Annotated in this window: 11 protein-coding genes and 1 pseudogene; 4 read left to right on the top strand and 8 right to left on the bottom strand. The window is 64.7% G+C overall.

The window, feature by feature from the left end:
• Nucleotides 1-63: 63 nt before the first annotated feature.
• The 5 genes from QFZ91_RS38340 to QFZ91_RS38320 form a co-directional block, all read right to left on the bottom strand.
• Nucleotides 64-189: a hypothetical protein gene (locus QFZ91_RS38340; protein ID WP_255208719.1), complete on the bottom strand. Its 126-nt coding sequence runs from the start codon at nt 187-189 to the stop codon at nt 64-66.
• A 222-nt stretch (nt 190-411) separates the two neighbouring features.
• Nucleotides 412-1,602: an aromatic ring-hydroxylating oxygenase subunit alpha gene (locus QFZ91_RS38335; protein ID WP_176378755.1), complete on the bottom strand. Its 1,191-nt coding sequence runs from the start codon at nt 1,600-1,602 to the stop codon at nt 412-414.
• Nucleotides 1,603-1,826: 224 nt separating this feature from the next.
• Nucleotides 1,827-3,278, bottom strand: coding sequence for a glycosyltransferase family 2 protein (locus QFZ91_RS38330; RefSeq protein ID WP_429570462.1), 1,452 nt, complete (start codon nt 3,276-3,278; stop codon nt 1,827-1,829).
• Between the two features lie 63 nt (nt 3,279-3,341).
• Nucleotides 3,342-3,941 carry a cytochrome b gene (locus QFZ91_RS38325; RefSeq protein ID WP_429570461.1) on the bottom strand — a complete coding sequence of 200 codons (600 nt, stop codon included), beginning with the start codon at nt 3,939-3,941 and terminating at the stop codon, nt 3,342-3,344.
• 120 nt (nt 3,942-4,061) lie between these two features.
• A complete protein-coding gene (locus tag QFZ91_RS38320) occupies nt 4,062-5,039 on the bottom strand; it encodes a LysR family transcriptional regulator (protein WP_429570959.1) in 978 nt (325 codons plus the stop codon).
• Between the two features lie 180 nt (nt 5,040-5,219).
• Between QFZ91_RS38320 and QFZ91_RS38315 the strand changes: the two genes are divergently transcribed.
• Complete coding sequence (locus QFZ91_RS38315) at nt 5,220-6,203, top strand: aldo/keto reductase (protein ID WP_176378758.1); 984 nt, start codon at nt 5,220-5,222, stop codon at nt 6,201-6,203.
• Here the strand turns inward: QFZ91_RS38315 and QFZ91_RS38310 are convergent.
• Nucleotides 6,193-6,927, bottom strand: coding sequence for a TetR/AcrR family transcriptional regulator (locus tag QFZ91_RS38310; RefSeq protein WP_429570460.1), 735 nt, complete (start codon nt 6,925-6,927; stop codon nt 6,193-6,195). The two genes, QFZ91_RS38315 and QFZ91_RS38310, sit on opposite strands and share 11 nt — an antisense overlap.
• On the opposite strand from QFZ91_RS38310, the gene QFZ91_RS38305 reads away from it, so the two are divergent.
• Complete coding sequence (locus tag QFZ91_RS38305) at nt 6,922-7,647, top strand: glutathione S-transferase C-terminal domain-containing protein (protein WP_429570459.1); 726 nt, start codon at nt 6,922-6,924, stop codon at nt 7,645-7,647. The genes QFZ91_RS38310 and QFZ91_RS38305 overlap by 6 nt on opposite strands.
• Nucleotides 7,648-7,656: 9 nt before the next feature.
• Here the strand turns inward: QFZ91_RS38305 and QFZ91_RS38300 are convergent.
• A pseudogene (locus QFZ91_RS38300) lies at nt 7,657-8,097 on the bottom strand (LysR family transcriptional regulator substrate-binding protein); the annotation flags it as partial.
• A gap of 227 nt (nt 8,098-8,324) precedes the next feature.
• Between QFZ91_RS38300 and QFZ91_RS38295 the strand changes: the two are divergent.
• Nucleotides 8,325-9,587: a multidrug effflux MFS transporter gene (locus QFZ91_RS38295; RefSeq protein WP_429570458.1), complete on the top strand. Its 1,263-nt coding sequence runs from the start codon at nt 8,325-8,327 to the stop codon at nt 9,585-9,587.
• Nucleotides 9,588-9,642: 55 nt separating this feature from the next.
• Entirely contained in the window at nt 9,643-11,043 is a 1,401-nt protein-coding gene (locus QFZ91_RS38290) for a DHA2 family efflux MFS transporter permease subunit (RefSeq protein ID WP_429570457.1), read from the top strand.
• A gap of 32 nt (nt 11,044-11,075) precedes the next feature.
• Here QFZ91_RS38290 and QFZ91_RS38285 read toward each other — a convergent pair whose 3' ends face one another.
• Nucleotides 11,076-11,795: an SDR family oxidoreductase gene (locus QFZ91_RS38285; RefSeq protein WP_176107030.1), complete on the bottom strand. Its 720-nt coding sequence runs from the start codon at nt 11,793-11,795 to the stop codon at nt 11,076-11,078.
• Between the last annotated feature and the right edge of the window lie 62 nt (nt 11,796-11,857).

Below are 11,857 nucleotides of genomic sequence, written 5' to 3'. Positions count from 1 at the left end.
GAATCTCGAGAAAGCCGGCGACGCGCGCCGGCGTAAGGCTGCCCGCGCGACGCGGGCGCTGCTTCAGTGCGTCTGTACCAGCAGGTTCAGCGCGTACGACGCGATCAGGCCCGCGGCGCCGATCAGGCCAAGCAGTTGCAGCAGAGTGAGGGATTTACGCGAGGCGGCGGGGGTTTGTTGCGTGGTCACGAGTGAGTCTTGAAGTTTGGAAAAGCGCAATGGTACACGGGTGCGGACGCGACGAATGTCGATTGGCGCAAACTCGCGAGCAATAACAGTACCGTGCGACATTATCGCCGCTTGCACGCCGCGCATTGTCTACCGTGCGGAGATGGATTAATTCCCAGCGGGGGAGAAAGCCGTGGCGGGACGGGTTGCGCGGCGCCGGTGAACACACCCGCCGCGCTGCGTTCAGGTCTTCGCGAGCGGATTGCCGTGACGCGAATCCCAGAAGCGGATCACCGAGGTATCGCCAGTGCCCGCGCCGACCACCCGGTCCGGCGCGCCGCACTCGCGCAGCAGCGCGCGCAGGTCGTTGATGACCGGGAACACCTCGTGATTCCAGTCGGCTCCCTGCGAATCGTGGGCGCGCTGCTCAGCCTCGACGATCTCGCGATCCTCCTTGAAAATGCGCTCGGTGAACCACACCAGCAGCGGCCATGCGAGATTCATCACGCCCGGAATGCCGGGCTTGCGGATCGACAGCAGCCCGAAGGTTCGGTTGGTGCGCTGCTCGCGATCGAGCGGCACATAGACGATCCACAGGTCCATCACCAGCGTCTTGTCGTCGTTGCGGATCTGCAGGGTCTGGTATGGGTATTCGGTGCGGATCGTCATCACGTCTTTATGGTTGAAGCCACCGGTCTTGCGCCTCTCGCCGAACACCATCGCCTCGCCAATCGGCTGCTGACCCGCCATCCGCGCGAACGTATAGTCGATCTCGACCCAGCCCTCACCGCGCCGCCGCCCGAGCGAACGCGCGCGCATCTGCCCCATCTGGCGCCGATGCAGGAACTGGTGATTCATGTCCATCAGGTTCTCGTGCATGAACGAATAATGACACTTGACCGGACGGCCGAAGCGGCGCGTCTTGTACTTCGGGTCCGACACCGAGCAAAAGCCCGGCAGCGGCCGTTCCTCGGCGAGCGCGGCATCGCCGGGAAACACGAAGATCAGTCCCTCCACTTCCTGACACGGATACGAGCGCACGCCGTTCGGCAGACGCTCGCGGCCGAGGTAGGGCACATCGATGCAGGTGCCCGAGCAGTCGTAGGTCCAGCCGTGATAGCCGCAGCGAATCGATTCGCCGTCGACCACGCCCTGATGCAGCGGCACCTGCCGATGCGCACAGCGATCTTCGAGCGCGAACACCTTGCCGCTCTCGGTGCGCGCGAGCACGATCGGATCGCCGGCGAAGGTCACGCCGAGCGTCTTGCCGCGCTTCACTTCATGCGACCACGCGAGCGGGTACCAGTAATCGGGATGAATGGCGACGCGGCGCAGATCACGCACCGGCGCGTCGTGAGTGGCTTGAGCAGGCGCGGCGGCAAGCGCGGCGCCGGCGATTTCCTGTTCCTGTTCTAGCGGGGGAACTGCATGCATAGGTCAAGCCTCCGTGCACGAGCGGATAGAAGGTTGCCGCGCTGCATGGCAGTGCGGCATCTTTACCAGTCTACTTGATGCAGCCGCAGCATGGCACTGTGGCGGGACGCGCGATGCGTCGCAGCACACATTGCGCATCGGCCGCATCGGCGTGAAGGATCTACCTTTACCACACCCGCCCTACAGAAACATTGACCTGGGTTATGAGCTGTCCATCGACGTGCTCAATCGTCGTCGCCAGCGACGAGCCCGGTGCGCCGTTGCACGCCCCATGCACGGCCGCCGCGCAAAAAGTGCAGCCAGCCAAGCGCGGCGCCTAGATGACGCGCGAGCTGGAACGTGAACGGTTCGGCGACGGCCGCGAGCATCGCCATGCCGAGGCTGTTGCCGCTGCGCTCGCCGGTCCAGCGCCGGTACAAATGGATGCTCCACAGGTAAAACGCCAGATCGATCGCCGTTTTCAGACCGATCACGCTGAAGATCGACACGACGATCGCGCCATGTCCGCCGAATAGAAAACCGAGTAGCAACGCGAATGCCGTGAGGCCGTAGATCGGCTGCATCGTGTCGACCGCCTTGATCGGCAGCATCAGCATGCCGAGCGTGCCGTAGCGCGGATTGCCGGTCATGTCGCGGTTCCAGTACTGCGTCTGCAGGAAGCCCGCGAACCAGCGGCGACGCTGGCGCAGAAAGCTTGCGAGGGTGTCGGGCGCATCGGTGCGCGCATGCGCTTCGCCGACCACGCGCACGTCCCAGCCGAGCCCGTGATCGACCGAATAGCGGCGCAGCCGGTGAATCAGCTCGTAGTCCTCGACCAGACACTGCGGATCGAAGCCGCCGACCGCGACAAGCGCATCGCGGCGGAACGACGCGAATGCGCCCGAGATCAGCAGCAGGCTGTCCGCACGCATCCACGCGAAACGCGCGATGAAGTTGCGCATGTACTCGTAGGTCTGGAACCACTGGAACACGCGGCCCGACAGCGACTTGCCGCAGACCGGCACGAGAATGCCCGCCGCCGCGACGAGCGACGGTTCGCTCGCGAACGCGGCGCGCATCGCGTAGGTGGCGTCGTCGTCGAGCAGCGTGTCGGCGTCGACGGTCATCACGGAGTCGGTCGTCATCACGGTGATCGCGGCGTTCAGCGCGCGCGCCTTGCCGCCGTGCGGCACGCGCAGCCAGAACAGATTCGGATGCAGCGAACTCGGCGCGCTCAGCACGCCTTCGGCGGCGGGCGTGAGGCCGAAGCGTTGCGTGAGCAGGTCGGCAGTGGCGTCGGTGGAGCCGTCGTCGGCGATCACGATCTGCGCCGGGCCGTGCGTTTGCCTCAGCAGCGCTGCGAGCGTCACCGGCAACACGGTGGCCTCGTTATGCGACGCGACGATGACACCCATGCCCGGCAGTTCGCGCCGTTCGTAGTCGGCTTCGAGCGGCGCCGCGCGGCGCGTGAGCGGCAACGATTTCCACGTGACGAACGCGAGCAGCAACGTGTCATAGACGACATATGCAATCCCGGTTGACCACGCAAGCGCACCGCGCAGAAAGAACGCGCGCGCAAACAGCAGCGCCCACAGCACGACGACGCTGGAATGGATCAGCGTGCTCCAAAGCGTCGCGCGACGCGGCAGGATGCGTGGTGACGCGGCCGCGAGTGCCTGTTCGAGAGTCTTCTTCAAAGCGAATATTTCAGGTTGGGGCTGGTGGCGGTTGGTTGATGAAACCGTGTTCGTGCCGCGGCTTTACGGCTTCATGCGCTTCAACACCGATTTGCGGTCGAGCCATTCATGCTTGAGCGCGCCGCCGATATGCATCACCAGCAACGCATAAAGCGTATAGCCGAGCCACGTATGAAGCGCGCCGAAGCGATCGTGCAATGTCTCCTTCAGCGTCGGGTCGAGGTGCATCACGTAGCCGATACGCGGCCATTGGAACAGGCCGAACCACTGCATCGGATGCGTGGCCGCGCCCTTCCACGCGGAATCGTGCAGCCAGCCGGACAGCGGCAACGCAATCATCAGCAAATACAGCGCGAAGTGCGCGAGATGCGCGGCCATCTTTTCCCACGACGCAAACTCGCGCGGCAACGGCGGCGGTTTGTGCGACACGCGCCACAGAATGCGCAGCAGCGCGAGCCCGAGCACCGTGATGCCGATCGATTTGTGCGTGTCGATCACAGGACGCACCCAGTCGTCGGGCAGGGAATCAGCGGACAGAGCGAGCACGACGTTGACGATCATCAGCAACGCGATCAGCCAGTGCAATGTCATCGCGGTGCGCGTGTAACGCGGCGGGTAAGTCGCATCGGTCGAATCGGCCAGGGAGTTCGCTTGGGTGTTCATAGGGGTTCCGTTCACGAAGGCGATGAAAGGTGCGAAAGATGTTTGAAAATCGACGCTGCCGGTATCAGGCAAACGCCCAAGTTTGCCGTCTTATTCCGTAAAACGCTTAACGTGCATGTTTCAGTTTGTTTCGGGCTTTTGATTTCGCGCACCGACTCGTTTCACGGGATGACGCGGGTCCTTGTTCCGCTCATCGCTCAACTGCCGCTCGCCCCAAGCGCGCACTGCTTCGGCGAACAAACGCAGCGCGGTCGGCGGATGACGGTTGGCCGGGTAGTACAGGCACAAGCCCGCGAAGGTCGGGCTCCACTCCGGCAGCAACTGCACGAGCCGGCCGCTCGCGACGTATTCGGCCACATGATCGAGCGGCACCCAGGCGATGCCGATGCCGGCCAGCGCCGCTTCGACCATCAGGTTCACATTGCCGAGCGTCATCGGTCCATCGACGTCGATACTCGCGCTCTTGCCGCGATGCGTGAGGTCCCAGCGATACAGCGTGCCGCTTTCAAAGCGAAAGCGAATGCAACGGTGCCGCATCAGATCGTGCGGCGCCTTGGGCGCGGGATGACGCGCGAGATACTCGGGCGACGCGGTCGCCACCAGACGCATGTCGCGCCCGAAGCGGACCGCGATCATGTCGCGCGGCACGTCCTCGAGCACGCGGATGCCCGCATCGAATCCTTCGGCGACGATATCGACGAGCCTCGAATCGACCACGAACTCGACGTGAATCTCCGGATAGCGCGCGAAGAAATCGGGCAGCACATGCCGCACGAGCTGTTTCGCGGACGCCTCTGAAGCGCTGATGCGGATCGTGCCCGACGGCCGGTTGCGCGCGGCCGTGACTTCCCCGACCGCGTCGTCGAGATCCGCCAGCGCCGGACGCACGCGCCGTAGCAATTGCTCGCCAGCTTCCGTCAACGCGACCGAACGCGTAGTGCGATTGAAGAGCCGCACGTCGAGACGCGACTCCATGTTGCGCATTGCGTGGCTCAACGCCGACGGCGACAGCCCGAGCACGCGCGCGGCGGCGCTGAAGCTGCGCTGCTCGGCGATCGTGATGAAGGCGGTCAGTTCGGCAAGGCCCGCGCGCGGCAGTCGGGAATTCGCCATTTGTGAATTCAATTCAATACGTCATGCAAGTATAGAGATATTGTTGAGCCGCACACAGCAACCTAAACTCGCTTCCAGTGCCACGACACGCGTGGCTCGTGTCGCATTCAAAGCGTCGTGGTCGCGGCAGCAGCCGGGGCCCGGGCGCATCAACTGGAGCATCGTATGCAAACACGTCAACTCGGTAAAAGCGGCCTCGAAGTATCCGCGCTCGGCCTCGGCTGCATGGGCCTGAGCTTCGGCTACGGCCCTGCCACCGAAAAAGCGGCCGGCATCGAACTGATCCGCGCGGCCTTCGAGCAAGGCGTCACGTTCTTCGATACCGCCGAGGTCTATGGTCCGTTTGTGAACGAAGAGCTGGTCGGCGAAGCGGTCGCGCCGTTTCGCGATCAGGTGGTGATCGCGACCAAGTTCGGCTTTCAGGACGGCGACACCAAAAAGCCGCTCAACAGCCGGCCCGAAAACATTCGCGCTGTCGCCGAGGCTGCGTTGAAGCGTCTCAAAACCGACCGCATCGATCTGTTCTATCAGCATCGCGTCGATCCGAACGTGCCGATCGAGGACGTCGCCGGTGCGGTGAAAGATCTGATCGCCGCAGGCAAGGTCGGGCACTTCGGCCTGTCCGAAGCGGGCGTGGAGTCGATCCGCCGCGCACACGCGGTGCAGCCGGTCGCGGCGTTGCAAAGCGAGTATTCGCTGTGGTGGCGCGAGCCCGAAGCCAGCGTGCTGCCGACGCTCGAAGAACTCGGTATCGGCTTCGTGCCGTTCAGCCCGCTCGGCAAAGGCTTTCTGACCGGCGCGATCGACGAACGCACGACCTTCGACAAGAGCGATTTCCGCAATATCGCGCCGCGCTTCTCGGAAGAGAACCGCAAGGCGAATGCCGCGCTCGTCGACGTGCTCGGCCGGATCGCAGATGGCAAAGGCACGACGCGCGCGCAAATCGCGTTAGCGTGGCTGCTCGCGCAGAAGCCATGGATCGTGCCGATTCCGGGCACGACGAAGCTGCCTCGCCTCGCGGAGAACGTCGGCGCCGCCAGTGTCGTGCTGACGCCGGCGGATCTCGCCGACATCGAAGCGGCGCTCGAGCAGATCAAGGTGGTGGGCGAGCGCTATCCGGCGCAGCTTCAGCGGTTCATCAACCGCTAGGCGGTGCGCGGTCGCGGCGCTTCAGGTTTTTGGACCTGTGCCGCGGTTTGGCTGGCTTTTTGCCCGGCGTTTTGCTCGATGGCTTGCCTGGCTTTTTGCCCGGCGCCCCGCAGATCAGCGCGACGCCGGCCTGCGCCGTCGCAAGCAGCGACTCGCGCGAGTCGCCCGCGCGCGAGCGCAGCGCGAGAGTATGCAGAATCGCCGATGCGACTTTGGCGAGCAGCGCGGGACTCGCGGCGGCATCGAGTTCGCCTTGCGCTTGCGCGCGTTCGAACCGTCGCTCGAACTCCGCATCGAACGTAGCAAGACCGTGCGCGAGCTTGTCACGTACTTGCGCATCCGCTCTCGACTCCACCGCCGCCGTGCCGATCAGAAAGCACCCGCGCGCCACCTCGCCCGGAGGAAAGTAGAGCGCGAGCGAACCTTCGTACACGGCCAGCAGCGCCTCGGCGAGCGGCCGGTCACCATGCAGCGCAGCTTGCATCGCATCGCGGCCAAACGCGATGTAGCGATCGAGCGTGTCGAGATACAGCGCGTGCTTGTCGCCGAAAGCGCCGTACAGGCTCGGCCGGTTCATGCCGGTCGCCTCGCTCAACGCGTCGAGCGACGTGCCCGAGTAGCCGCCATGCCAGAACGCGTCGCGCGCATCGTTCAGGGCCTGTTGCGAATCGTAGCTACGCGGTCGTCCGCGCGAGCGTTTTTCCGTTTTTGTACCGGTATGCATAAAATTCTCTGGCGTCATCCATTTTTGTTCACTATAGTACAAAAACACCTTCACAGACGACCGGAGACATCAGCATGGAGCTTTATTTTTCGCCGCTCGCGTGTTCGCTCGCCACGCGCATTTCGCTTTACGAGGCCGGCGCCGATGCGCGCTTTGTCGAAGTCGACACGAAATCGAAGCGGCTGCGAGATGGCTCCGATTTCTATCCGATCAATCCGCTCGGCCAGGTCCCCGTGCTTCGCACCAACGACGGTTGGCTGCTGCGCGACAAACACCGCGATCCTGCCCTATGTCGCCGATGCCTTTCCGGCGGCCGCGCTCGCGCCGCTTGCCGGCACGGCGGAACGCGCGAAATTGCAGGAGTGGCTTGGCTTCATCAGCACGGAACTGCATAAGGGAGTATTCGTGCCGCTGCTCGATCCGGACGCGGCCGCCGACGTTCTTAGCTATACACACAAGAAGGTGGCGTTGCGATTGAATCTGCTGGAGCAGCATTTGCATGGACGCGAGTTTTTGCTGGAGCGGTTTTCCGTCGCGGATGCTTATTTGGTCACTGTGTTGAACTGGGCGCGCTACAGCGGTGTCGAGCTCGCGCAGTGGCCATCGGTGCAGCAGTACTACGAACGCACCGCGCGTAGGCCATCCGTTGCAAAAGCGATGGCGGAGGAGTACGTGCTTTATCGCGAGGAACAGGACAGACGCAAAGCCGCGGCCGCGTAGTTTTGCTCACTAGCTCAACCGCAAACTCCGCAATACGTCGAGCACATACTGAGTCGGACGCTCCACCGTACCCGCGCGAAAGGCGAGGCCCAGCTGCCGCCATAACGCCGGGCGCAGCGGACGTGTGACGATGCGAGTGTCGGCCGTTGAGCGGCCTGCTTCCTGCGGCAGCAGCGCGGCGCCGTATCCCGCCGCCACGAGACTCTTGATCGCATCCGAGTAGTTGAGCTGGATGCGCGGCGTGGCATGCTGCCCCGCCGCGCTGAACCATTCCGTCGTCAAACGGGAAAGCCGCGTGGTGGCGTCGTTCAGGATCAGCGGCTTCGCGGCGATCCATTGCGGCGTGATGCGCGCCGGACACGGCCACCCGGCCGGCATGAATGCGACCACCGGATCGCGGCGCCATTTTTCGATCGATAGCCCGCGTATCGGCGCTTGCGGCAGCGCCACGGAGCGTTGCTGCGGTCGCTCGAAGATTGCGCGAGATGAGCGTCGTTGCGGCGAAATAACGCGCCGGTCGGCCGCGCCATCCCACACCCTCGCCAGGGAATATCCCACTTCCCGCGATACCACGGGCACAATACCCGGCGATAATGCCGGGGGCACCCGCGTCTTTTCCGTTCGATATCCGAACGCGCCGATTGCCCGCGCCGCCAGTGTTCCCTTTCGATGCACCCATGAGCCACGCTACCGCCGACCAACCCGCCTCCGCCGACTCCGCTCCGAACTCGCCGCGCTTCCTGTTGTTCCTGATCTGCCTGTTCGCATCCGCCGGACAGCTCGCCATCGACATCTACGTGCCCGCGCTGCCCGCGATGGCGCACTACTTCGGCACCTCGCCGCAAGCGATCCAGACCAGCGTCACCGGCTACATGGCCGCCTACGCGTTCGGCCAGCTGATCTTCGGTCCGATCGCCGACGCGTATGGCCGCAAGCGCGTGCTCGCGTTCGGCCTGACCGTCTACACGGTCGGCTGTCTGCTGTCGCTCGCTGCGCCGAATCTCGAGACGTTCATCCTCGCCCGTGCGTTGCAGGGCTTCGGCATCGCGAGCACGAACCTGCTCGCGAAGGCGATCATCACCGATTCGTTCGCGGGTCAGGCGTTGCTGCATGCGTTCACGTACATGTCGATCGCATGGGGGCTCGCACCGATCGTCGCGCCGGTGATCGGCGCGCATCTGCAGACGGCGTTTGGCTGGCGCGCGTGCCTCGTGTTCCTGCTGATCTATTCGCTGGTGATGTGGGCGCTCTTGTGGCGTTATCGCGAGACCTTGCCGAAGCCCGTGCATCTCGAACCGCGCACGCTGACCGCGAACGCGCGTAAGGTGCTCGCGAGCCCCGTGTTCCAAAGCTGTTTCCTCGCGCAGGGCCTGTGCTACAGCATCCTGCTCGTGTTCAACATCGTCGGGCCGTTCATGGTGCAGACCACGCTGCACAAGCCGCCGACCTTCTTCGGCTATCTCGCGCTCGGCATCGGCATGATGTACTTCCTTGGCGGTCTGTCGAATCGGCTGCACGGTCCGCGTCTGCCGAGCGCCGAGCAGCGGTTGCGCATCGGCGCGCGGCTGATGGCGGCCGCGTCGGTTGCGATGCTGCTGCTCGCGCTGACGGCCGGCCTGCGCGTGTGGACGCTCGCGACGCCCGTGCTGGTGATGGGCTTCTGCGCCGGCGCGATGTATCCGACGCTGATGGCGAAGGGTAACTCGCTGTTCCCTCACATCGCGGGCCTGACGAGCGCGATTCTCGGCTGCGCGCTGCTGCTGGTGTCCTCGGCGATGATGGGGCTGGCCGGCTTCGTGTCGGTGCAGGTGCTCACGCCGCTCGCGCTGTTCTTCGTGGTCCTCGCGTTCGTCGTGGTGATGATGGTGACGAAGCTGCTGCGCCATCTCGAGCAGGTACAGCCCGCGGCCGCGGCGACCGCGAGCGGCAACGCAGCGTGAGCCGGTACATGAGCCTGATCGAGCGCCAGACCTTCATCCGTACACGCGCGGACCGATGAGCGGCATGCGCGAGCACATCTCCGCGTCCCCTTCCGAGCGGATCGATCCCACCGTCTGGAAGGTCGCGGCGGTCGTGTCGATCGGTTCGTTCATGTCGCAAATGGATTCGACGCTCGTCAACGTGTCGCTGTCGACGATCGGCCATACGCTCGATGCGTCGATCGCCACCGCGCAGTGGATCGTCAGCGGCTATCTGCTCGCGATGGCGTTGATGTTGCCGCTCAACGGCTGGCTGGTCGACCGCATCGGCGCGAAGCGGCTGTACCTGTTCTGCTTTTCGACGTTCACGATAGCGTCGATGCTGTGTGGCGCGGCGCAGACGATCGGCGAGCTGATCGGCGCGCGCATCTTCCAGGGCCTCGTTGCCGGTGTGCTCGTACCGATGGCGCAGATGATGATCGGACGAGTGGCCGGCAGGAACCTCGAGCGCGTGATGGGCTTCACCGCGCTGCCCATTCTGCTCGGTCCCATTCTCGGCCCGGTGCTGGGCGGGCTCGTCCTCGCGCACGCGAGTTGGCCGTGGCTGTTCTTCATCAATGCGCCGGTGGGCGCTGTCGGCATCGCGATGGCGGTGTTGCTGCTGCCGCGCGATGCCCCTGCGTCGCAGAAGCGGCCGTTCGATTTCACCGGCTTTGCGCTGATCTCCCCTGGGCTGGTCGCACTCGTCTATGGACTTCAGAACGCGTTGCGCGCGGTGGGCCTCGCGTGGCTGCTCGCGGGCGTCGTGTTTCTCGTCGGGTTCGCGCTGTACGCGTTGCGCAAAGGCGATGCCGCGCTGATCGACGTGCGCATGTTTGCAAGGCGTACGTTCTCGGTCGCGGCACTCGCGCAGTTCTCCGCGAACGGGATCATGTATGGACGACAGCTTGCAGTGCCGCTGTTTCTGATCGCGGGCTGCGGTTTGTCGGCCGCGCACGCGGGCGGCCTGCTCGCGGCGACCGGCGTCGGCATGATGTGCTCGTTCCCGCCGATCGGCTGGTTGACCGAGCGGCTCGGTTGCCGCGCGCTCGCGGCGGGCGGCGCATTGCTGGCGTTTCTGAGCACGCTCGTGTTTCTGTGGATGAGCATCGCTTCGTTCTCGGCCGGATGGGCCGCTGTCAGTCTGTTCGTTGCGGGCGTCGGTCAGGGGACGATCAGCGTGCCATCGATCTCGGCCGCGTATTCGTCGATCGCGAGAGAACGGCTCGCGGTCGCGAATACGGCGTTGAACATCGCGCAGAGAGTGGGCGGTCCGTTCGCCACGACGCTGCTTTCGATGGCGATCGCGTTGACGCTGCATGGTGCTTCGGATGTCCAGCCCAGCCGATTTCTGCCGATGTTCGTGCTGCTGGCCGCGCTGCATTTGCTGTGCTTCGCAGCGACGATGTGTCTGCCAGTTCGGGTTCGGAGGGCGTAGGATGCCTCAGCGCATATTCCCGCGCCCGTGCTTCACAGTAGTCGCAAGCCGCCGTCACACTCGATCACCGCCCCCGTCATGAACGTGTTCTCCAGCAGAAACTGCAGCGCGTGCGCGACATCGTCGGCCTGGCCGACGCGCCGCACCGGTAGCGTTTCGCTTTGCTGGCGAAACAGCTCGCTTTTCACGCTCGCCGGAAATCTGTCCCACCACGGCGTATCGATCACCCCCGGTGACACCGCGTTCACGCGCAGCGGCGCCAGCTCGCGCGCCAGCGTGCCGATCATGCTTTCGAGTGCGCCGTTGATCGCGCCCAGACCCGCCGTACCCGGATTCGCGATGCGCGCCGAAATCGCGGTCAGAAACGTGATGCTGCCGTCGCGACGCAGCGCGGGCAGCGCGGTCTGCGCCGCTTCGAGCTGCGGCCAGAACTTGGCCTCGAAGCCGCGCCGCAGCGCGGCCAGATCCAGCTCCGCAAACGGCCCCGCGCCTTCGCCGCCCGACAGCGTCATCACCAGATGATCGATCCGGCCGAGGCCGCCGAAAAACCGTTCGAGCGCCGCGCGATCGGTGCAATCGAGCGCGTCGCCCGTCACCTGTGCGCCGATGCCGCTCAGCGCATCGTCCAGCTTGGCGCGGTCGCGCCCCACCGCGACGACGCTCGCACCAGCCGCCGCGAGCCGCTTCACCGTCGCGAGCCCAACACCCGACGAACCACCCAGCACCACGACCTTCTGATTTTGCCAGTCCATTTCATTGCTCCTGAGAGTGAACGGAAGACCCCGTGGCAGTAGAATGCGCGGTGCACGCCCAT

The organism is Paraburkholderia sp. JPY419 (assembly GCF_050435705.1).
Taxonomy (GTDB): Bacteria; Pseudomonadota; Gammaproteobacteria; order Burkholderiales; family Burkholderiaceae; genus Paraburkholderia; species Paraburkholderia youngii.
The sequence above is the reverse complement of the archived record's forward strand: the minus strand, read 5'-3'. Positions and strand labels throughout refer to the sequence as shown.